The sequence below is a fragment of the Acinetobacter psychrotolerans genome (genome assembly GCF_048552595.1).
Taxonomy (GTDB): Bacteria; Pseudomonadota; Gammaproteobacteria; order Pseudomonadales; family Moraxellaceae; genus Acinetobacter.
In genome coordinates this window covers 23,843-44,187 of record NZ_JBIMDK010000018.1, presented here as the reverse complement: position 1 = coordinate 44,187, position 20,345 = coordinate 23,843, and the positions used below count along the sequence as shown (strand labels likewise).

General features: G+C 37.1%; 24 protein-coding genes. 15 read left to right on the top strand and 9 right to left on the bottom strand.

Annotation, left to right across the window (positions count from 1 at the left end):
• Positions 1-20: 20 nt before the first annotated feature.
• The 4 genes from ACG94X_RS13890 to ACG94X_RS13875 all read right to left on the bottom strand — a co-directional run bounded on the left by ACG94X_RS13890 (position 21) and on the right by ACG94X_RS13875 (position 3,645).
• Entirely contained in the window at positions 21-149 is a 129-nt protein-coding gene (locus ACG94X_RS13890; RefSeq protein ID WP_262087376.1) for a hypothetical protein, read from the bottom strand.
• 219 nt (positions 150-368) lie between these two features.
• Entirely contained in the window at positions 369-1,085 is a 717-nt protein-coding gene (gene rph / locus ACG94X_RS13885; RefSeq protein ID WP_419384297.1) for a ribonuclease PH, read from the bottom strand.
• Between the two features lie 234 nt (positions 1,086-1,319).
• Entirely contained in the window at positions 1,320-2,459 is a 1,140-nt protein-coding gene (locus ACG94X_RS13880; protein WP_419384296.1) for a fatty acid desaturase family protein, read from the bottom strand.
• A gap of 133 nt (positions 2,460-2,592) precedes the next feature.
• The gene (locus ACG94X_RS13875) at positions 2,593-3,645 is read right to left on the bottom strand and encodes a flavin reductase family protein (protein ID WP_419384295.1); all 1,053 of its coding nucleotides are present in this window, start codon (positions 3,643-3,645) and stop codon (positions 2,593-2,595) included.
• Positions 3,646-3,819: 174 nt separating this feature from the next.
• Here ACG94X_RS13875 and ACG94X_RS13870 point away from each other — a divergent pair, with 174 nt between their 5' ends.
• A complete protein-coding gene (locus ACG94X_RS13870; RefSeq protein WP_419384294.1) occupies positions 3,820-4,485 on the top strand; it encodes a TetR family transcriptional regulator in 666 nt (221 codons plus the stop codon).
• Positions 4,486-4,548: 63 nt separating this feature from the next.
• Here the strand turns inward: ACG94X_RS13870 and ACG94X_RS13865 are convergent, their stop codons facing one another.
• Complete coding sequence (locus ACG94X_RS13865; RefSeq protein ID WP_419384293.1) at positions 4,549-5,166, bottom strand: thiol:disulfide interchange protein DsbA/DsbL; 618 nt, start codon at positions 5,164-5,166, stop codon at positions 4,549-4,551.
• Positions 5,167-5,349: 183 nt separating this feature from the next.
• On the opposite strand from ACG94X_RS13865, the gene ubiG reads away from it, so the two are divergent.
• The 13 genes from ubiG to ACG94X_RS13800 all read left to right on the top strand — a co-directional run bounded on the left by ubiG (position 5,350) and on the right by ACG94X_RS13800 (position 16,973).
• Positions 5,350-6,063 carry a bifunctional 2-polyprenyl-6-hydroxyphenol methylase/3-demethylubiquinol 3-O-methyltransferase UbiG gene (ubiG, locus tag ACG94X_RS13860; RefSeq protein ID WP_419384292.1) on the top strand — a complete coding sequence of 238 codons (714 nt, stop codon included), beginning with the start codon at positions 5,350-5,352 and terminating at the stop codon, positions 6,061-6,063.
• Positions 6,063-6,734 (top strand): HAD family hydrolase, encoded by a 672-nt coding sequence (locus ACG94X_RS13855; RefSeq protein WP_419384291.1) that lies wholly within the window; start codon positions 6,063-6,065, stop codon positions 6,732-6,734. Before ubiG ends, ACG94X_RS13855 begins: the two co-directional genes overlap by 1 nt.
• Positions 6,735-6,861: 127 nt before the next feature.
• Positions 6,862-7,608, top strand: coding sequence for a YciK family oxidoreductase (locus ACG94X_RS13850; RefSeq protein ID WP_419384290.1), 747 nt, complete (start codon positions 6,862-6,864; stop codon positions 7,606-7,608).
• 169 nt (positions 7,609-7,777) lie between these two features.
• The gene (locus ACG94X_RS13845; RefSeq protein WP_419384289.1) at positions 7,778-7,933 is read left to right on the top strand and encodes a hypothetical protein; all 156 of its coding nucleotides are present in this window, start codon (positions 7,778-7,780) and stop codon (positions 7,931-7,933) included.
• A gap of 248 nt (positions 7,934-8,181) precedes the next feature.
• On the top strand, positions 8,182-8,577 hold the full coding sequence (locus tag ACG94X_RS13840) for an RcnB family protein (RefSeq protein WP_419384288.1): 396 nt from the start codon (positions 8,182-8,184) through the stop codon (positions 8,575-8,577).
• A gap of 214 nt (positions 8,578-8,791) precedes the next feature.
• The gene (locus ACG94X_RS13835; RefSeq protein ID WP_419384287.1) at positions 8,792-9,160 is read left to right on the top strand and encodes an RcnB family protein; all 369 of its coding nucleotides are present in this window, start codon (positions 8,792-8,794) and stop codon (positions 9,158-9,160) included.
• Positions 9,161-9,380: 220 nt separating this feature from the next.
• Entirely contained in the window at positions 9,381-10,733 is a 1,353-nt protein-coding gene (gene argA / locus ACG94X_RS13830) for an amino-acid N-acetyltransferase (RefSeq protein ID WP_419384286.1), read from the top strand.
• A gap of 363 nt (positions 10,734-11,096) precedes the next feature.
• The gene (locus ACG94X_RS13825; protein ID WP_419384285.1) at positions 11,097-12,056 is read left to right on the top strand and encodes a sulfonate ABC transporter substrate-binding protein; all 960 of its coding nucleotides are present in this window, start codon (positions 11,097-11,099) and stop codon (positions 12,054-12,056) included.
• 106 nt (positions 12,057-12,162) lie between these two features.
• Positions 12,163-13,086 carry a sulfonate ABC transporter substrate-binding protein gene (locus tag ACG94X_RS13820; protein ID WP_419384327.1) on the top strand — a complete coding sequence of 308 codons (924 nt, stop codon included), beginning with the start codon at positions 12,163-12,165 and terminating at the stop codon, positions 13,084-13,086.
• A gap of 29 nt (positions 13,087-13,115) precedes the next feature.
• Positions 13,116-14,285 carry an FMNH2-dependent alkanesulfonate monooxygenase gene (gene ssuD, locus ACG94X_RS13815; protein ID WP_419384284.1) on the top strand — a complete coding sequence of 390 codons (1,170 nt, stop codon included), beginning with the start codon at positions 13,116-13,118 and terminating at the stop codon, positions 14,283-14,285.
• Positions 14,282-15,121: an aliphatic sulfonate ABC transporter permease SsuC gene (gene ssuC, locus ACG94X_RS13810; protein WP_419384283.1), complete on the top strand. Its 840-nt coding sequence runs from the start codon at positions 14,282-14,284 to the stop codon at positions 15,119-15,121. Before ssuD ends, ssuC begins: the two co-directional genes overlap by 4 nt.
• A gap of 8 nt (positions 15,122-15,129) precedes the next feature.
• A complete protein-coding gene (locus tag ACG94X_RS13805) occupies positions 15,130-15,927 on the top strand; it encodes an ATP-binding cassette domain-containing protein (protein ID WP_419384282.1) in 798 nt (265 codons plus the stop codon).
• Positions 15,928-16,361: 434 nt separating this feature from the next.
• Entirely contained in the window at positions 16,362-16,973 is a 612-nt protein-coding gene (locus tag ACG94X_RS13800; protein WP_419384281.1) for a TetR family transcriptional regulator C-terminal domain-containing protein, read from the top strand.
• Positions 16,974-17,070: 97 nt separating this feature from the next.
• On the opposite strand, the gene ACG94X_RS13795 is transcribed toward ACG94X_RS13800, so the two are convergent.
• A complete protein-coding gene (locus ACG94X_RS13795) occupies positions 17,071-17,634 on the bottom strand; it encodes a 5'-methylthioadenosine/S-adenosylhomocysteine nucleosidase family protein (RefSeq protein ID WP_419384280.1) in 564 nt (187 codons plus the stop codon).
• A 188-nt stretch (positions 17,635-17,822) separates the two neighbouring features.
• Between ACG94X_RS13795 and ACG94X_RS13790 the strand changes: the two genes are divergently transcribed.
• Positions 17,823-18,365 (top strand): NADPH-dependent FMN reductase, encoded by a 543-nt coding sequence (locus ACG94X_RS13790; RefSeq protein WP_419384279.1) that lies wholly within the window; start codon positions 17,823-17,825, stop codon positions 18,363-18,365.
• Positions 18,366-18,804: 439 nt separating this feature from the next.
• Here ACG94X_RS13790 and ACG94X_RS13785 read toward each other — a convergent pair whose 3' ends face one another.
• From ACG94X_RS13785 to ACG94X_RS13775, 3 genes are read right to left on the bottom strand one after another with little or no spacing between them, the layout of a single operon-like run.
• Positions 18,805-19,251 carry a hypothetical protein gene (locus tag ACG94X_RS13785; RefSeq protein ID WP_419384278.1) on the bottom strand — a complete coding sequence of 149 codons (447 nt, stop codon included), beginning with the start codon at positions 19,249-19,251 and terminating at the stop codon, positions 18,805-18,807.
• Complete coding sequence (locus ACG94X_RS13780) at positions 19,248-20,057, bottom strand: hypothetical protein (RefSeq protein WP_419384277.1); 810 nt, start codon at positions 20,055-20,057, stop codon at positions 19,248-19,250. Before ACG94X_RS13780 ends, ACG94X_RS13785 begins: the two co-directional genes overlap by 4 nt.
• Complete coding sequence (locus tag ACG94X_RS13775) at positions 20,050-20,313, bottom strand: PAAR domain-containing protein (protein WP_419384276.1); 264 nt, start codon at positions 20,311-20,313, stop codon at positions 20,050-20,052. Before ACG94X_RS13775 ends, ACG94X_RS13780 begins: the two co-directional genes overlap by 8 nt.
• Between the last annotated feature and the right edge of the window lie 32 nt (positions 20,314-20,345).

The following is a 20,345-nucleotide window of genomic DNA, read 5'->3' as shown; positions in this document are numbered from 1 at the left end:
TCTATTTCCTTATTTTTTTATTATGGTGCGCAATGTACTTTACAAGCAGCGGGTGGCTGTGGATTCGTCGTTGAGCTTTCATTATCATCATTACAAGCACTGAGTAAGACACTCAGACTAGTCACTAAAATCAGCAAAAAATTTCGCATTGTCCTATCCATGAAATAAAGGTAGGGATAGTCAATACAACTGGTATGACGCTAGAGTGAAGTTTTTATGGCAGTTTGATGAATACTTTTTAAAATATGATAAATATCAAATATTTGTTTTAATTTATAAATAAGTGACTTAGGTTAAAACAATTTTATATAATAAAAAACGCATCCGAAGATGCGTTTTGTTTATAAAAATATATGAATATTTTAAAATTACCAACCAAGTGCTTCTTGCTGTTTTTTCACAAGTTCTTGAATACCTTTTTCAGCCATTTCAAGCATTGCATTGGATTGAGCGCGGGTAAATGGTTTTTCTTCCGCAGTTCCTTGAATTTCAATAAATTCACCTGCTTGAGTCATCACAACATTTAAGTCAGTTTGGCAATTTGAATCTTCTTCATAACAAAGATCAAGCAGAACTTCATCTTCATAAATACCGACTGAAATTGCTGCAACTAAACCTTTTAAAGGGTCATGTTTAATTTTTTTCTTTTCTAGAAGTACATTCATCGCATCAATAAGTGCAACTGCTGCACCCGTAATTGCAGCAGTACGTGTACCACCATCTGCCTGAATCACATCGCAGTCGATAGTGATGGTGTTTTCACCCAATTTTTTCAAATCGACCATTGAACGTAAACTACGCCCGATTAAACGTTGGATTTCTTGTGTACGACCCGATTGCTTACCACGAGCAGCTTCACGATCACTGCGAGTATGAGTTGAACGTGGCAACATACCGTATTCAGCAGTCACCCAACCCTGTCCTTTGCCTTTTAAAAAGCGCGGTACAGAGTTGTCGATGCTTGCAGTACACAGAACTTTTGTATGACCAAATTCAACCAATACAGAACCTTCCGCATAACGAGTATAGTTACGTGTAATTTTTACTTCACGTAGTTGATCTAATGTTCGTTGGTCGATACGCATAATTCGTCCTAATTTTGACTGAAAAGAATTGCGCACTAGTATAACAGAAGCAGATCAGATGGTTTTGTTACAAGATGGTGGTTTTTAAATTTGTGTAATCAACATACAGATGATTCAAGTTTTAGAACTCATGTTTGCTCCAAAATATTGGCAATAAAAAGGCCTATCCAGAATAGAAAGGCCTTTTACATGATTCATCACATTCCACACATAACTTTCACGACTCAAAGAAAGTTAAGCAAAAATACCCTTCAACTTTTGTAAAGATTGCGTAATGGTCGAAGTCCAATTATTCGGTACAGAACACTTGGCTAAACGAATCCAGACACTCCAAAACTGCTGAAAGAAATTCGCTTCATTATAATGAATACCATATTCAGCACATAAAGCCTTAATCTGTGGTGCAACTTCTGCATAACGGTTGGCAGGCATATCTGGGAATAAATGATGCTCTATCTGATGGCTCAAATTACCACTTAAAATATGCAACCATTCCGTCCCTGTGAAATTACTTGAACCGCGAATCTGACGTAAATACCATTCCGCACGGGTTTCATTCGCCGTATTATCCGCTTCAAAGGTTTCCGCATCTTCGGTAAAGTGACCATTAAAAATCACCGCAGAAGACCATAAACTACGAATCACATTGGCAACCGCATTGCCTGCCAAAACAGGTAAAGCATTCGGTCCTGCAATCACTGGGAAAAATACATAATCTTTTAAAATCTGACGACGTGCTTTTTTACGAAACTTCTCTGAATCTGCCCAAACTTGCTTCCACGTTTTAGTCTTATAAACGGCTGCATCCTCTAAATGTAAATTCTGCACACCGACATACCATTCAAAAAACACCATCAACTGAATTGCCAAAGGAATATTCAATAAAAAACGTGGTTCCCATTTTTGCGATTCACTTACTCGAAGTAAACCATAACCTACATCGTGGTCTTTGCCGACAATATTAGTATAAGTATGATGCATATAATTGTGCGTATATTTCCAGTCATCACCTGATGACATAGTATCCCAATCATAGTTTGCACCATTCAAACTTGGATCATTCAGCCAATCAAATTGACCATGCATTACGTTATGACCTAGCTCCATATTTTCAACAATTTTGGAAATACCCAACAAGCCAGTACCCACCACCCACACAGGTGGAATCCAGCCACCAAACATCAACATACCACGAGACGCAATTTCGCTATAACGCACAAAATTACGAATCTTATAAATATATTTTGCGTCTTGCTCGCCAATATTTTCCATCACCTCACGGCGAATTTCTTCAACACGGCGACCAAATTCTGCTATTTGCTCTGGGTTTAAATGCTTTGACTTACTATTTGTAAAACTGACTGACATATTCATTATTTTTCTCCTGAGCAATCCTTTTATTTAGAACTGCTACTCAATTTTGTTCACAACATGACTCGTCATACGCCTAGCGCTTCTTTCTAAATCGAGTCTTTAAATTGTGAAATACTTTAATCTTTAAAATAAATTACAGGTTAATGGTTACAGGGCTCACCGCTTGGCTAATACACAATTTGATCTGAGTATTTGAGCCATGATCAATCTCACCTGTAAGCATATTCTTGGTTGAACCACTCACTTTTGTACAAGTACAGGTATTACAAATTCCCATACGACAGCCATGTGTCGGTTTCAAACCTGCTTGCTCAGCACTCTCAAGTAAATTAGATTTCGCTTCAAAGGTTTGCTGTGAACGTAAGAAAATGATCGGCTGGACTTCAAGGCTTTCATCAACTGCGATTTGAAAATATTCTTGCTTTAATTGCGCTGAAATATTCAAATCTTGGAAAATTTGATTCAAGCTTTGCATCATTGCATTTGCACCACAGGCAAAGCTTTGACGCTGTTGAAAATCGGGTACAAGACCTTCTAATAGTTCCGCAGTTAAATGTTGCTTACGCGCTACAGTATTGATGTAATGATAATTAAACTGCACATGTTGCTGATGTAATTGTTCTAAATCTGCATGAAAAGCTTCATCACGAGTGAAATAAATTAAATCAATTGGACGCTTTGACGGTTGTAACGCTTCTAACAATATCGAATAAATTGCAGTAATGCCGCTACCTGACGCAAGTAATAATAATGGCTCACTAGAATTATCTAAGATAAACTCGCCCTGCGCTTGTGATAATTCGACAATACTTCCAAAAGCGAGCTGGGTCAGTACGTTCGACACTTTACCTTGCTGTTTTACCGCAATAATCATGTCACCATTGGCCAAAAATTTCACAACAGAATAACTACGTTGTTGGCGTACCCCTGCAATATCCACAGTAACCAGAATGCTCTGCCCTGCTTTAAATTGCTGCTGTTTAAAATTACGATTTGGGCGCAATTGAATTTGATAGAAGTCTTGCCCAATTGCACGACTTTTAATGATTGTTGCCTTCACTTTTTTCCAAGCCCAAACAGGATTGAATTTTTCGGCAATGAAATCAACAAAATCTTCACGAACCCACTCAGGGCGGTACTGATCGTGCTGATTTGAAGCTGGCTGATACTGCATAGAACTACTCATATTACGTTCCTCTTTGTGCTTGCTATTTATTGAGTGAACAAATGTTCTTTTAGTGAACATCTGTACACTATAATCATTTTTTCAATTCAGTCAACACCTGTACACTGACATTCGTCGTTTAATTTATGTTAATTTTTGATAGACTCGTCACAACAAAAATCTTTGGTAACCAGTATGTCGATACGAGATGAACGCAAACAGCAAAGTCGTCAGGCTTTACTTGATGCTGCTTTAAGCTTAAGCACATCAGGCCGTTCATTTTCCAGTATCAGTTTGCGTGAAGTGGCACGTGAAGTGGGCTTAGTTCCAACTGCTTTTTATCGCCATTTTCAAGACATGGATGAATTGGGCAAAGAGCTCGTCGATCAAGTCGCCTTATATTTAAAAAATGTTTTGCATCAATTAGGAAAAGGTTTGGCGCATCCTGAAGCGAAGACCAAAACCAGTATGGAGCTGTTTTTTGAAGCGGTTGAAACCAGTTCTCGGCAATGGATTTTTATGATTGCAGAACGTTGGGGTGGTTCAGAAGCATTGCGCAGAGCAATTGCACGTGAAATCGACTTTTTAAATGATGATCTTGCCAGTGATTTGAAAAAATTCGAGATTGTACAAAACTTTGATGATGAGAATAATCTCAAGGTAATTACCAATATTCTAATTAATTTATCTTTTACTTGGGCAATGTCGTGGATTAACTTATCTCGACAATACTCAGGAATAGAACTTGAATTGCAAAAAATGGTACTTAAAAAGCAATCTGTGACTCAAATCCGTTTAATTTTTAAAGGGATCGAAAATTGGGACACGACAAAGACATCAATAACATCGAGTATCCATTAACAAAATAACAATACCACCACCCAATAAAAAACCCGCAATTGCGGGTTTTTTAAAACGACAAGCTTATTTAGCTTTACGTTCTTTATTAATTAAGTAATCAACAACTTGTGTCACTTTAGCATTCTCACCTTGTACAACATATTTACCATTCACAACTACTGCAGGAACACCTGAAAGTTGATATTGTTGTGCCAATTGATTCGATTCAGCTACTTTAGCAGTAATCGCAAAAGAACCGTACATACTGTTAAATTTCGCCTCTGGTACACCATACTGAGTAAAGAACTTAGCAAAAGCATCTTTTTGTAGAACTTGTTGGTTGCCTGCATGGTTCACATGGAATAAAGGCAAATGTGTACGTTTACGCACACCCAGTGCTTCACTCACGTAATACGCACGAGCACCTTGTTCCCAAAGTGGATTCATTGCTGCTGGTGTACGAACAAAATGTACATCTTTTGGAATTTTCTTTAACCACGTTTGCATATGTGGTTCTAATGTAAAGCAGTGAGGGCATCCATACCAAAAAAACTCACGTACTTCAATTTTACCTGGAACGCTGATTTTCCCAGGGTTCTGTACGACTGTATAATCTTTACCTGCAACAAAATCAGCAGCCATGGTCTGTGCAGAAAATGCCATCACCATTGCAGTCATGCCACTTAGAATAAATTTTTTCATTGACTTTATTGTCCTCGAAGACGTCTTGTTAAGCTTATGCACTAACTATAAAACAAATATGGGAAAATCGTTTTCCTTCTGTGAAGTTTTTTATACGATTCATCGCTTTTTTCAGAATTATCGTTACACTAGCACAGCTTGAATTAATTTTTGATTAAAACAATTTACTCAGAGGTGCCGATTATGTCGCAACTTAATGTTGATCCACAAGAAATTGCAAAATTTGAAGCACTTGCATCGTTATGGTGGGATCAAAACTCTGAGTTCCGTCCTTTGCACCAAATCAATCCGTTACGTTTAAATTGGATTGATGAACATTCTGGCGGTTTAACAGGTAAGAAAATTTTAGATGTCGGTTGTGGCGGCGGTATTCTTGCCGAAAGTATGGCACGTCGTGGTGCAGATGTATTGGGCATCGACATGGGCTTAGCACCGCTTAATGTTGCTCGCTTACATGCAGAACAAGAAAATGTTCACAATATTGAATATAAACAAATCCCTGTAGAGCAACTGGCAGAAGAACAAGCAGGACAATACGACATTGTGACTTGCATGGAAATGCTTGAACACGTTCCAGACCCAGCGTCGATTATCCAAGCATGTCAAAAATTGGTTAAGCCAAATGGGCAAGTGTTCTTTTCAACCATTAACCGTAATCCTAAATCGTATTTATTCGCCATTATTGGTGCAGAATATGTTTTGCGTTTATTGAAAAAAGGCACACACGATTATCATAAGTTTATTAAGCCATCTGAACTTGCTCATGACATTCGCAATGCTGGTTTAAAGCTTAAAGATATGACGGGCTTACATTACAATCCATTAACCAAACATTATTGGTTAGCACCCAATGTCGATGTCAATTATATGGTCTATACCGTAAATGAAGGTGTCTAATGCAAGCGGTTTTATTTGATTTAGATGGAACGCTGATTGATACCGCTGCCGATTTTATCCGCATCATTCAAGACATGTGTCGTGAAGAAGGTCAGGCAATTGTAGATGCTGACCTGATTCGCATGCAAGTCTCAGAAGGCGCACGGGCGATGGTCAAATTGGTTTATCCAGAACTTGAAGTGGATGATCCTATTTTTTTAGCACATCGCCAACGCTTTTTAGACCTCTATGGTGATGATATTGCCGTTGATACAGACTTATTCGAAGGCATGTATCCCCTGTTAGCAGATTTAGAAAGTCATCATATTCCATGGGGAATTGTCACCAATAAGCCGCGTTGGCTCAGTGAATCTTTGCTCAAAGCACTGAATCTGACTGAGCGTTGTGCAGTTCTGGTCTGCCCTGAAGATGTGATCAATACCAAACCTGACCCTGAACCGATGTATCTTGCTGCCAAACAGATTGACCTTGCAGCTAAACAATGTATTTATGTAGGTGATCATCCACGGGATATCGATGCAGGTCGCAATGCACAAATGCACACTATTCTCGCAGCGTATGGTTATTTACCTTTGCAATACAAAGATGATTTAGCCGCTTGGCAAGCAGATTGTATTGTCAATAATGTGAATGAATTACATCAAGTTATACGAAAACTTGTGAATATTTAAGCCATAAAAAAGCCCTTCATTCTGTAGCATCACAGGATAAAAGGTAATGAAACATCTTGAATAAGGTGTTTCAATGTTTTTATATAGAAGCCTAAACAACATCATAACAACGATTAAGAGGTCTCCCATGAAATATTCAGAATATCAACCTCGCCCAGATTTATTAAAAGATAAAATTATTTTAATTACAGGTGCGGGTGATGGGATTGGACGTGCTGCGGCGCTTAGCTACGCATTACACGGCGCAACTGTGGTTTTGCATGGTCGTACACTCAATAAACTTGAAGTGATTTATGATGAGATTGAATCTTTAGGTGCACCTCAACCTGCGATTCTGCCTTTGCAGCTTTCTACAGCAACGTCTCATGACTATGAGCTGCTGGCGAATACGCTGGAACAACAGTTTGGTCGCTTAGATGGCATTTTGCATAATGCAGGAATTTTGGGCGAACGTGTGGAATTGGCACATTATCCAGAAGAAGTTTGGGATGATGTTATGGCGGTAAATTTGCGCGCTCCCTTTGTACTCACCCAAGAATTACTGCCTCTATTACAAAAATCAGAAAATGCCTCGGTGGTTTTTGCAAGCTCTGGAGTTGGGCGTGAAGCACGTGCCGAATGGGGTGCATATTCTGTTTCAAAAATTGCCATTGAAGCCGTCAGTAAAATCTTTGCCAAAGAGAATACCTTTCCAAGTATCCGTTATAACTGTATTAACCCAGGGGGCACACGTACAGCAATGCGTGCAAAAGCATATCCAAATGAAGATCCAAAAATTTTACCTTCACCTGAATCGATCATGCCTGCTTATCTTTATTTAATGGGCGATGATAGTTTAACGATGAATGGTGAAAGCATTGATGCACAAGATTAACCAGCTTTAAATACGCCCTCTCTTTTTACAAAGGGAGGGTTCAAGAAGAGAACATTTTTACGATAAATCGCTTTAACCAATCAAAATAACAATATTATCCAGTTTTTCAAATAAATAAATTCTGTCTATAGTGATCTCTAAGATAAAAACATTTACTGAGAAACCCTTCATGAAAGACCAAAAATATAAAGTTGAAGTGATTCGCTCTATTGAGCAATTACAACTTCCCAATCATCTCATCCAAGCATTGAACGATGCCCAACAAGCTGAATGCGTTGCAAATGCAGTAAACAGCTTAAAAAGTATGACAAATCAATGGCATTAATTTAATGCCTTTGTCTAAGTTATTGTCATAATTCTTTACATTTTTTTTGAATTTGGTCACAATCTAAGAAAATTTTTGAATGCTTGTGATATAAACCTTTGAAGCGAGCTATTTTATCATTTAGAGAAATATGTTCTTATTATGTCTGTATTTTTAAAAGAAAAACTGAACGATCTTCACAGTTTCTCTGCAATTTAGCAGTACAGTAGTGCTGTAAAAAACAACACATCAAAAAAGCGAGGTTAGCTATGAAAAAGATCTTAGCGATTATTGCAATCTCTTTATCAACATTGCTGACAGCTCAGATCAGCAGTGCAGGGCCTCATTCTGACAATGATCGTGGTTATGATCGCTCTGACAATGATCGTGGTAATCGTGGACGTAATTTCCGCGATAATAATGACGATAATATTCAAGAAAAACGACGTGAACGTGAAGAACGTGGCGTAAAGCGTTTACAACAACACAAATGGCAAACAGGTTATGTTATGCCGCAGCATTATCGTGGCAATAGCTATAAAGTAGATTATAAAGAGAGTGATCTGCCAAAACCGTCACGTAATCAACAATGGTACAAAATTAACAATGACTATATTTTAGTTGACTCAGACAGTAATAATATTATTAGTATTCATAGTATGTAAGCTTAATCATATTTAAAATTTTAAAGCTCAAACTTAGTTTGGGCTTTTTTTGTCCATATATTCATCACTTTATTACAATCGCTTGAAAATAGTTACAATCCTCCATGAAGTCTACATACATTTCACAATTCAACTAAATCTCGCTCACCGTTTATCTCCAATTGTTCAGTAATTTGTACTTATCGAAGGACAATAGTCAAACAAGGTAAGTCTCATGAAAAACGTATTCACTGCAATTGCTTTATCTTTAAGCGCTCTCGTTGCTACTTCTGCGATGGCTGACCATGATTCTCGTTATGATCGCAATCAGCATGATCAACAAAATCATTGGAATCAAAAAAATGATTATCGTTGGAACAATAATAATCGCTATGACCGTGATCACAATCGTACCAATCCAAGTCGTGAATGGCGTTCAGGACAATATTTACCAAGCCAGTTCAGCTCATCACGCTACCATGTGAATTACAAAAATTATCGCCAATTGCCAAAACCAGGAAAATACCAACAGTGGTATAAAGTAAACGGCGATTATGTACTTGTAAATGAACGTAATAACCGCATTATCCGTATTGTTGGATAATGTATTGTGAATGCAACCAATATTAATGAGTAAAGAATATTGAGCAAAAGATGAAGCTTTCAATCACTCTATTTTAATGTTTGCTCAGAAAATATAGGCAAAATTGAAGACCCTTTTCGCACTCGTTCGCCACGTTCGAGTGCTTTTTTTATTTCTACTCTTCCCCAAATTTTTTTTTTGTTTAGAATCTATTTCATAGATCATCATGATTGAGATAGGTATGCAAACTGACATTTTAGAAACAACGCAAAGCACAACCCAACAATATGTGCATTGGTTTCGTCATTCTGCACCCTATATCAATGCTCATCGTGATAAAACATTTGTTTTGATGTTTGGTGGTGAAGCCGTTCAAGATCAAAATTTTCAGCATATTATTCATGATATTGCACTTCTCCACTCGCTGGGTATCCGCTTGATTCTCGTGCATGGCGCGCGCCCGCAAATCAATGACAATTTAAAAGAAAAAAATATTCAAAGCCCTATTCATATTAATCGTCGTGTGACCACACGTGAATCATTACCCTGCGTTATGAATGCTGTCGGCTCGATTCGTTTACAGATCGAAGCATTATTGTCGATGGGGCTTGCCAATTCGCCAATGTTCGGCGCTCGCATTGATGTCGTGTCAGGCAATTTTGTTACGGCGAAACCTTACGGCATCCGTGATGGCGTAGATTTTCAACTCACAGGCGAAGTTCGCAGTATTGATACCGAAGCAATTCAACGTCATTTGGACAATCGTAATATCGTGCTGTTGGGTTCTATCGGGTATTCGACCACAGGTGAAGTGTTTAACTTGTTAGCAGAAGAAGTTGCCACCAAAACAGCAATTCACATTAAAGCCGATAAGTTAATTTTTCTGGGCAGTCAACAAGGCTTGATGGATGAATATGGGCAATTATTACGTGAAATTACACCACATCAACTTGATAAGCACATAGAAAAATATCAAGATTCTAATTTTGAAATTGCTTTGCATTTACATAATGCTAAACAAGCCTCACTCAAAGGTGTGCATCGTGTGCATTTACTGTCCTATGCTTACGATGGTGCTTTGATTGAGGAGTTATTTACCCGTGATGGTCATGGCACCATGATCACCGATGCGCATTATGAAGAAGTTCGCATGGCAAATATTGGCGATGTTGGCGGCTTAATGAACCTATTACGCCCTCTCGAAGAAGATGGCATCTTGGTTTATCGTTCTCGCGAACGCTTAGAAAATGAAATTGAGCAATTCGCTGTGATCGAACGCGATGGAACAATTCTCGCCTGTGCAGCTTTATATCCTATTCCAGTGACAGGTAACGAAATTCAGTCTGCGGAAATTGCCTGTGTAGCCGTACATCCAAGTTATCGTAAATCGAATCGTGGTAGCCAAATTCTTCATTTCTTAGAAGAAACAGCGCAAAAACGTGGTATTCAACAGCTTTTTGTCTTGACGACACGCACGGCGCATTGGTTCTTAGAGCATGGCTTTAGTACAGCAAACGTCGATGATCTGCCTGAAGCTCGCCAAGCTTTATATAACTATCAACGGAATTCTATGGTCTTTAAAAAACAGATCTAAGGGTTCCTGAGTCATTCACTGTAAATCTGCAATGATAAATCATCTGCTGATTATCTTATTTTGTGCTAAGAATATGCTCTATCCTTATGGAGATGTTTAAAATATTCTTAGCATAATCTTATCTAAAATTATAAAAATTTATAATAAAGAAGTTTTAATTTTTAATTTTCAATATCTTAAATCCTTTTTATAAAACTCATTCTCAACTTCTTTTTGCATAATTTTAGATAAGCATCGCAGCTTTATTTTTATCTTTTTTTTTCATTAGCAATCACATAAAACTTATTTTTTTGAAAATGCAAAGCACTCTAAGCTGATATTCATTCATTTTTCATCATTTAAAATTTTGGAGCATTGTGACTCATGGCTCGTTCATTTCAACCCACGTGGAAAAAAATCACCCTTTTAAGCGCTAGCCTAGCCACTGTGATGATGCTATCCGCTTGTTCAAAAAAAGAAGAAAGTATCACTTTAAATATTGGGTATCAAAAATATGGCTTATTGCCCATTATCAAAGCACGTGGTGATTTAGATAAAGCCCTAAAAAATAAAGGGGTCAATGTGAAATGGGTGGAGTTTCCTGCTGGACCTCAGTTACTTGAAGGTTTAAATGTCGGCAGCGTAGTTTTTGGTGAAGCTGGTGAAGCCCCACCCATTTTTGCACAAGCAGCCAATGCAAATTTAGTTTATATCGCCAATCAACCCAAAGCCCCTTTGGCTGAAGCTTTAATTATCCCTAAAGATTCAAGCATCAAATCTATTCAAGATTTAAAAGGTAAGCGTGTCGTACTAAATAAAGGCTCGAATGTACATTATCTGTTACTCAAGGTTTTAGAAGCTAACCATCTGAAACTTGACGATATTCAAGTGGTGTATTTGCCTCCTGCCGATGCACGTGCTGCCTTTGAAAAAGGTGCTGTAGATGCGTGGGTCATTTGGGATCCATTCTATGCAGCAGCTGAAAAACAACTCGGTGCAAAAGTCATAGCAACCGGTGAAAATTTGGTCAGTAATCATCAATTTTATCTCGCTGACCGTAAGTTTGCCGAACAACATCCAGACATTTTAAAAGCTGTCGTGAATGAATTGAATACGACGACCCAGTGGGTATCACAACATCAATCCGATGCAGCAAAACTTTTAGAGAAACCAACAGGTTTACCCCTTGATGTATTGAATACATCTATTTCTCGGATGGGTTTTGGTGTAGCTCCCATTTCCAGTGAAGTGGCAAAAGAACAGCAGTATGTCGCCGATGCTTTTTATCAACAAAAACTTATCCCGAATAAAATCAATATCCAAGCTGCCATTTTGGCAAATTAATACAGCTTTAAATGAACTCAAATAAGAGGAAATAGACATGACTCAACATCTTGCACAGCAACAGACATCATCATGGTTAAACCTAACAACGTATGGTTTAACCACCATGCTTGTTGCTTGTGCAATGTTGGGTACAACCACCGTTTGGGCAGTAGATCCGAGTGTAAAAGAGCTACGAATTGGCTTTCAAAAAAGCTCTATTAATTTTGCCATTGCCAAACAACAAAAACTGTATGAAAAAGAATTTCCAAATGCCAAAATTTCTTGGAATGAATTTCCTGCAGGCCCTCAAATTTTAGAAGCACTTGCAGTCGGCTCTGTCGATGTCGGTGTCACAGGTGATACACCACCCGTGTACGCACAGGCAGCCAATAAGCCGTTGTACTACATTGCTTATGAAGCAGCAAAACCTTTGGCTTCCGCAATCTTAGTACAAAAAGATTCTAAATTAACGCAACTCAGCCAGTTAAAAGGCAAACGAATCGCATTGCAAAAAGGCTCAAGCGCACATTATTTATTGGTTCAAGCAGTGCGTAAAGCTGGTTTGCAATGGTCAGATATTCAACCAATTTGGCTGACTCCTGCTGATGCACGTGCTGCATTTCAAAAAGGTGCTGTAGATGCATGGGCAATTTGGGATCCTTATTTTGCATCTGCACAAGTCGAAGATCAGGCACGAGTGCTTGCTTCTGGTAAAGGTCTCAGCCCCAATTATACTTTTTATTTAGCTTCTCCAGATTTTGTAAAACAACACCCTCAAGCATTAAAAAGCATTATTCAGCAAATCAATGTTGCAGACCAGTGGGTACAAGCTCATCGAACTGAAACAGCTCAAAACATTGCACAAAGTACTGGTTTAAAACCGCAAGTCAGCCAAGTCTTTATTGACCGTCGTCCTAGACCTTCTGGTGCAGCACCTTTAACAGCAAAAGTAATTGCAGATCAGCAACAACTCGCAAATCGTTTTAGTGAACTCAAAATTATTCCAAACAGCATCAATATCCAACAAGCCGTTTGGACTGCGAAATAGTTTTTAAATATTTTCTAAGGATGAATGAAATGAAAATCTTCTGGTTTATTCCCACTCATGGTGACAGTCGTTATTTAGGGACAAGCAAAGGTGCTCGCCAAGTGGATCATGCCTATATGAAGCAGATTGCTGTAGCTGTAGATAACTTGGGTTATGAAGGTGTACTCATCCCGACTGGACGTTCATGTGAAGATCCATGGATTACAGCTGCAAGCTTAATTGATGCAACAAAAAATTTAAAATTCTTAGTGGCTTTACGTCCGGGTGTAACCACACCTGCTTTAGCTGCACGTATGGCTGCAACATTTGACCGCCTTTCGAATGGTCGTGTATTACTCAATCTTGTGACAGGTGGTGATGAACAAGAGCTCAAAGGTGATGGTGTTTATGAAGACCATTCAACACGTTATAAAACTGCAGCGGAATACACCACCATTTGGCGTGAAATCTTAAAGCGTTCTCATACTGGTGAATCATTTACTTTCCACGGCGAACGTTTGAGTGTGGACGATGCGAAACTGCTTTATCCACCAGTACAACAACCTTATCCCCCGCTTTGGTTTGGTGGTTCTTCTGAAGATGCGATTGAATTGGCAGCAGATCAAGTGGATACCTATTTAACATGGGGCGAGCCACCTGCTGCTGTAAAAGAGAAAATTGCTGTCGTAAAAGCCAAAGCAGAAGACAAAGGTCGTCAACTGAATTATGGTATTCGTTTGCATGTCATTGTTCGTGAAACCAATGAACAAGCATGGCAAGCAGCCGAAGAACTCATTCAATATGTCGATGATGCAACCATTGCCGCAGCGCAACAGAAATTTAAACAAATGGATTCCGTGGGTCAGCGTCGCATGGCTGAACTGCACAATGGTGACCGTAGCAAACTTGAGGTATCACCTAATCTTTGGGCAGGTGTAGGTCTAGTCCGTGGTGGTGCAGGTACAGCTTTAGTCGGTGATCCACAAACCGTTGCAGACCGTATTCAAGAATATGCAGACTTAGGCATAAACACCTTTATCTTCTCAGGCTATCCACATTTAGAAGAGTCGATTCGTTTTGCAGAATTGGTCTTCCCGCTTCTTCCATTAGAAACACGCAAAAAGTTAGCTCAACCCAATCTTACAGGTCCATTTGGCGAAATTGTCGCAAATAACTATACACCAGAGGAAAATAAAGCTCCCTTAAAGGAGTCTGCATGAATGCCTTAACACAAAAAATAGCCATTGAAAAACATCGATTAGAGAAATCTAAAATTGCAGTTTCACGTGGAACGAAACAATTCGGGCAGCGTTTACTGCCTTGGATTGTACCCATTTTATTGATCATTATTTGGCAAGTCGCCTCTAAAAGTGGTTTGCTAGAAAGCCGTGTTTTACCTGCTCCCAGTGCAGTCGTCTCTGCTTTTTGGACATTATTGGTCAGTGGTGAACTTTGGCAACACGTCAAAGTCAGTGCTGGTCGAGCCCTACTAGGTTTATTAGTCGGTGGTGGGCTTGGGTTATTTTTAGGATTACTCAATGGCTCATCAAAAGTTGCATCAAACCTTCTTGATACGACTTTGCAAATGATTCGGAATATTCCTGCATTAGCATTGATTCCTTTGGTTATTCTATGGTTCGGAATTGATGAATCGGCAAAATTATTTTTAGTTGCAATAGGAGTATTTTTTCCTATTTATATCAACACTTACCACGGCATTCGTTCCGTAGACCCACAGTTAATTGAAATGGGTAAAAGCTACGGTTTAAACCGATGGCAATTGTATAAAGAAATTATTTTACCAGGCGCAATGCCTTCAATTTTGGTGGGTTTACGTTTTTCACTTGGTTTGGTATGGGTCTTACTGATTGTCGCTGAAACTATTTCTGCACAAGCAGGCATAGGTTATATGACCATGAATGCACGTGAATTTCTACAAACAGATATCGTGCTTGTCGGTATATTACTCTATGCATTTTTGGGTAAACTCGCCGATGTATTTGCACAATTCTTAGAAAAATATTTATTGCGTTGGCACGCAGGTTATCAAAAATAGGAGCCGCTATGACCGATTTAAGCATTAGCCAATATGCCAATGATTTGCATCCTACAAAAGAAATTGTAGAATCGGATCAAGCAAAAATTGGCGCAGAAATTTCAATCGAACAACTTTATAAATATTATGGAGATGTAAAAGTTCTAGAAGACTTAGATTTAAAGATTGAAGCAGGGGAATTTGTTGCGATTGTAGGTCGTAGTGGCTGTGGTAAAAGTACCCTACTACGCTTAATTGCGGACTTAGAACAGCCTAGCTATGGCGAAATTAAATTTAAATCTCTGCTTAATTTCCGTGAAGGCATTACTTCGGATGATATTCGGGTCATGTTCCAAGACCCTCGCTTATTGCCATGGAAAAATATTTTAAAAAATGTGCAATTGGGTTTAAGCAAAGACCAACATCCTAAGGCTGAACAGCTACTTGAGAAAGTCGGTTTAAAAGAAAAATCGCTCCTTTGGCCCTCACAATTGTCTGGTGGGCAACGCCAAAGAACAGCGCTAGCTCGTGCACTTTCGCATACACCTCGCGTACTACTACTTGATGAACCCTTAGGTGCTTTGGATGCTTTAACGCGGTTAGAAATGCAAAGCCTGATTGAAAAATTGTGGCTAGAGCAGGGTTTTACTACAATTTTAGTCACCCATGATGTGAGTGAAGCAGTACAACTGGCAGATCGAATTATTTTATTGGATAAAGGTCATATTGCTCAGCAATTTAAAGTTGACTTACCTCGTCCAAGACAAAAAGGCATTGCTTTTGCTGAGTTAGAACAACAAGTGCTGACATCGGTACTGGCGACTTAAACAAATTTTGCCACTTTGGTACAGTATTGTCTAAAAACAATATTCACGATTGACTTAACTGTTCTGCAGAATTTTTAGCTATTTCTAAATATATACGATTTATAAATAATTATTTGATCTGCAGAATTTTTACGTTTGATCTTGTATAAAGAGCCATTTAATAAGAATAATTTATGATTATTCAGTTTAATTTAAGATGCTATTTATATTATAAATGTCACAATATAGCCATAATGAGCAATAAATGACGATATTTTTTATAAATAATTTGCGCTATATCGGTGCATATATAGATAATAAATGATATCAATCAATTTAATAATAAAAGCTCGTCATAATTTATAAGAAATATCTCAAAATAATGCTGCTTTCTGTGCACAAATCAAACATTTTGCCGTACAATTTAAAGATCAATTTTATACTTCAAAGTCGCGATGGAACAAAAAAAGAGTGCTCAAAAACGGCAGCAACTACTCAATGCTGCATTAGATGTTTTTTCAGTCTATGGTTTTAGTGGTGCAAGTTTAGATGAAATTGCACAACTGGCTGATATGCATAAATCTAATATTTTCTATTACTACAAAAATAAAGAAGCATTGTATGTAGAAGTTTTAACAACGGTCATGCAAAAATGGTTAGCACCTTTGCAAATGTTAGAGGCTGAATTAGAACCGACAGAAGCTTTGGCGCATTACATTATGACCAAAATTGAAATTTCTAGAACGCAACCAAAAGCTTCAAAACTTTTTGCTTTGGAAATTATTCAAGGTGCTCCACATATTCTATCTATCCTTAAAGGTCCGCTTAAAAAGTTATTTAAACGGAAAGCCAAAGTTATTTTAAACTGGCAAGAACAAGGCAAAATATCTGACAAAATTGATCCCGAATTATTAATTATTAATATTTGGGGCTTAACACAAAATTATGCAGACTTTAGCACTCAGCTAGAAATGGTGACGGGTAAAACTTTACGCAATAAAAGTATGTGCCAACGTGCAACTGAACATACAATTCATATGATTTTGTATGGAGTAATACCGCGTTAATTTTATTAATGGCAATAGATGATCATTCGTGATGATTTATTTTTGGCATACGACCATAGCTTACTATGGTCGCCGAATTTTAAAATAAAGATTTCACTTAAATACTCTGATATAACTTTAATAATTTCTGAGCACCTAATAATAAATTCTCTTCCCAATCTAAATGTGCGGTGTCATTCGCTCCATCTGTAATATATTTGATTGAAATTAAACGTACATCTAGTTTTTTACAAACTTTTGCCAAAGCATAACCCTCCATATCGACCAAATCACACATCACTTTAGGTTGACCTGTTTCAAAGCTATCTCCAGTTCCACAAATCCCTTGTGGTAAATCTTTGAAATACGATTCAAGCTGAATTTCATGTGGAAAATGCTGATCCATCGGCGTTACGCCTACCTCAAATCCCAACGGTGAAACATCCATATCACGTTGTACGAATGTTTTTACTTCGACCAACTCATGTGCATTAAAAAATGAACTTCCTGCTGAACCTAAATTTAAAATTGTTTTACAACCCATCTTCTGAATCACATCAAAAGCCGTAAAAGCCGCGTTGATTTTACCAATGCCACTATAGTGAATTTGGACCCCAGCTTGCTCAAACAGCCCCTTAGATTCGTTTGGTAAAGCCATAATTAACGCTAGATCATTCTTCATGTTTAAATCACATCAAATTTTGCTTATTAGAATTGAAAATATTTTAAGGATCAAGCTTGGAGTGATAATTTACCCTTCCAGATTTTATTTTGAATACTTAATGGGCAGATAAAAGTGATACAAATTACAACGAAATCATTGATATGAATTATTCATAATGTAGAAAATTAAAGCATGAGCAATAAATAATGAATATTCAAATTATCGTCGGCAGCATTCGCGAAGGACGCATCGCAATTAAAGTCGCAAATTGGCTTGAACGTGAAATTAAAAAATTAGAATTTAGTACGTTAAATATTGAAGTTGTAGATCTTCAGGAATGGGATTTACCATTTTTTGCAGGAAAGAACTCCCCTGCTACAGGTATTTATGACCAACCCAAACAACAAGAATGGGCAAAAAAAATTGCATCTGGTGATGCCTTTATTTTCGTTACACCTGAGTATAATCATGGTTATAGCCCTGTACTTAAAAATGCCATCGATTTTTTATATAAAGAATGGCAAGCTAAACCTTCTGCTTTTGTCAGCTATGGTGGAACCAATGGCTCACGTTCAATCGACCAAATTAAACAAGTTTGTGCTTTCATCGGTATGATTGATAGCAATGCAGTGATTGAATTAAGAGATATTTTTAGTCGAACTAAAGATGATGATTTTGAAGGGAATGAGTTTGATAATAAAGCTGTGAAATCTGTAATCAATAAATTGATCCAATACGCAAATGTTTGATACAGCGTTGTTACTTTTAACTTACAACATCTATTCACTTTTGCCTTTTTAGCCTGCTCGATAACTGTCCTATTCTATATTTACAGGGAATAGGACAGTTCCCTGACAACGAAAAATAAAAATAATTTTGTGCAACAGGATGTGAGATAGAATAGGCGTTCGCCTAGCTTGCGAACCAATACGGAAAAGCCTCATCAGGATGATGGGGCTTTTTATTTAAAATTTTATAATAATTAATGCTATAATAGCTAAATTGAAAACATTATATTAATACAGAATATTTCTTAAAAAGTTTATAAGATCATTTATTTTTCTTAACAATTAGTGCTTGAGTTTTATTAGCTGCTTCTAAACTCCAACTCAAATTATTTTCCCACAGTTGTATACCCATAAATAAAGTTCTTGATCGCTGGATATGACATGAATTTGAGGATGTACATTATTTTTTATGCTTTTTTATATAAAAAAGCAAAATAAATATTAATATTAACACTATAATAAATGGTAATGAGATTACCATGTCAGTTAATAATCCATATTTTTCAAAAATTACTGAATATGTGAACCCATCGTTTGGTTCTTTTCTTAATCTACAATGATCTAAAATAATCATTCCATAAATATAACCTTGAATTAAAAATATTCCTATTAATAACCAGTTAAAAGATTTTATTTTAACTAGGGAAACAATCAAACTAACAATCACTATAAGTATTACTACAGCAATACTTGTTATTAACATTATCGAATTAAAAGCCTCGTCTACACTTAAGTTTGAAAGCATCAGATCTGTATATATTCCATAGAGACCATGTTCGAAAATTAGACTATAGAGGGCTAAGACTACTATTAATAAATAACTGCCTAAAATAACTTTATTTTTCATTTTTTATCTCTATATGGAATACTTTCATCGTATCTTTTTGCTAAGTTTGATCCATACTCTAAACCAGCGATATTAGCTTCCATATCGTTGCCTAAATCTGTACTAATCTCTTTACTTCCTTTACCTTTTAGAATATCTATGACTTCTGCACCAAGTTGAGCGCCTTTAGTTGGTATATAGCCATGATTGAATTGAGAATATACATTATAGATAAAATGTTGAAATTTATCATTACCATAACCTTTATTAGTCTTAGGAACTAAAGCTTCATAAATATGATATAAAGCATACGTCTCTGGTATTGAATCAGCCACATTTACACCATAAATGCTTTTAATTTCATTAATAATTTTTTTAGCAGATGTTCTATCTTTTATATTCTGTAAGGGGTCTTTGAATAATTTATCACAGAATTCTAAATAAATATTATCTTCAAAATTAGGATAATACTTATTAGATAAATTACTCATTACAGTTAAGCCATGTTTTAAATGTTTATTATTAAAATGGATTTTTTTATTTATTCTTTTCAATGTTTCTTCAGAAACAACGGATAAGCCTTTATTTCGCCTGTAAATGTAAAATTTATTTTCAGATAATGAATTAGCCTCTCCTAGTTTTTTAGCTTCAGCATCTCCCATTCTTTTAGTCGTTAAAGATTTTGTAATAGTATATATTTTATATTCTTGATTTTTCTTATTCCCATCTCTAAGATTGTTATTTATGTTTTGCAATGAATTACTTGACTGTAAGATTGAAATTGTAGAACTTCTATAATTTGCCCCTTGACCACCACCATTATCCACCTACTGTTAAATGTTGATCACCAATACATTTACAGCCACAGCTCAAAGGAGAATTATGCTGAGCAGCCGGTTTCCCCATCACGATCATATGATTATCACCAGAAATAATGGTAGAAACACATGAATGTTTCGGACAAGTTGCTTTATCCCCAACACAGGCAATTGGTTTACCATCAATAGTAAAAGACGTTTGGGCAGAAATAACTTTACCGCCCCCTGTTGTTGGTGAACCTAAAGTAATATATGGAAGTGCCATCATTTTTTCCTTCTTGTTATTCTTAGTTCATA

Bases quoted from the DNA above. Each gene is read 5' to 3' on its own strand.
- ACG94X_RS13855 (WP_419384291.1), top strand. From the start codon at position 6,063: ATGCAAGCGGTTTTATTTGATTTAGATGGAACGCTGATTGATACCGCT.
- ACG94X_RS13850 (WP_419384290.1), top strand. From the start codon at position 6,862: ATGAAATATTCAGAATATCAACCTCGCCCAGATTTATTAAAAGATAAA.
- ACG94X_RS13845 (WP_419384289.1), top strand. From the start codon at position 7,778: ATGAAAGACCAAAAATATAAAGTTGAAGTGATTCGCTCTATTGAGCAA.
- ACG94X_RS13835 (WP_419384287.1), top strand. From the start codon at position 8,792: ATGAAAAACGTATTCACTGCAATTGCTTTATCTTTAAGCGCTCTCGTT.
- ACG94X_RS13775 (WP_419384276.1), bottom strand. From the start codon at position 20,313: ATGGCACTTCCATATATTACTTTAGGTTCACCAACAACAGGGGGCGGT.
- ACG94X_RS13785 (WP_419384278.1), bottom strand. From the start codon at position 19,251: ATGAAAAATAAAGTTATTTTAGGCAGTTATTTATTAATAGTAGTCTTA.
- ACG94X_RS13880 (WP_419384296.1), bottom strand. From the start codon at position 2,459: ATGAATATGTCAGTCAGTTTTACAAATAGTAAGTCAAAGCATTTAAAC.
- ACG94X_RS13870 (WP_419384294.1), top strand. From the start codon at position 3,820: ATGTCGATACGAGATGAACGCAAACAGCAAAGTCGTCAGGCTTTACTT.
- ACG94X_RS13805 (WP_419384282.1), top strand. From the start codon at position 15,130: ATGACCGATTTAAGCATTAGCCAATATGCCAATGATTTGCATCCTACA.
- ACG94X_RS13890 (WP_262087376.1), bottom strand. From the start codon at position 149: ATGCGAAATTTTTTGCTGATTTTAGTGACTAGTCTGAGTGTCTTACTC.
- ACG94X_RS13865 (WP_419384293.1), bottom strand. From the start codon at position 5,166: ATGAAAAAATTTATTCTAAGTGGCATGACTGCAATGGTGATGGCATTT.
- ssuC (WP_419384283.1), top strand. From the start codon at position 14,282: ATGAATGCCTTAACACAAAAAATAGCCATTGAAAAACATCGATTAGAG.
- ACG94X_RS13795 (WP_419384280.1), bottom strand. From the start codon at position 17,634: ATGAAGAATGATCTAGCGTTAATTATGGCTTTACCAAACGAATCTAAG.
- ACG94X_RS13800 (WP_419384281.1), top strand. From the start codon at position 16,362: ATGGAACAAAAAAAGAGTGCTCAAAAACGGCAGCAACTACTCAATGCT.
- ACG94X_RS13825 (WP_419384285.1), top strand. From the start codon at position 11,097: ATGGCTCGTTCATTTCAACCCACGTGGAAAAAAATCACCCTTTTAAGC.
- ACG94X_RS13875 (WP_419384295.1), bottom strand. From the start codon at position 3,645: ATGAGTAGTTCTATGCAGTATCAGCCAGCTTCAAATCAGCACGATCAG.
- ACG94X_RS13840 (WP_419384288.1), top strand. From the start codon at position 8,182: ATGAAAAAGATCTTAGCGATTATTGCAATCTCTTTATCAACATTGCTG.
- ubiG (WP_419384292.1), top strand. From the start codon at position 5,350: ATGTCGCAACTTAATGTTGATCCACAAGAAATTGCAAAATTTGAAGCA.
- ACG94X_RS13820 (WP_419384327.1), top strand. From the start codon at position 12,163: ATGCTTGTTGCTTGTGCAATGTTGGGTACAACCACCGTTTGGGCAGTA.
- argA (WP_419384286.1), top strand. From the start codon at position 9,381: ATGCAAACTGACATTTTAGAAACAACGCAAAGCACAACCCAACAATAT.
- ssuD (WP_419384284.1), top strand. From the start codon at position 13,116: ATGAAAATCTTCTGGTTTATTCCCACTCATGGTGACAGTCGTTATTTA.
- rph (WP_419384297.1), bottom strand. From the start codon at position 1,085: ATGCGTATCGACCAACGAACATTAGATCAACTACGTGAAGTAAAAATT.
- ACG94X_RS13790 (WP_419384279.1), top strand. From the start codon at position 17,823: ATGAATATTCAAATTATCGTCGGCAGCATTCGCGAAGGACGCATCGCA.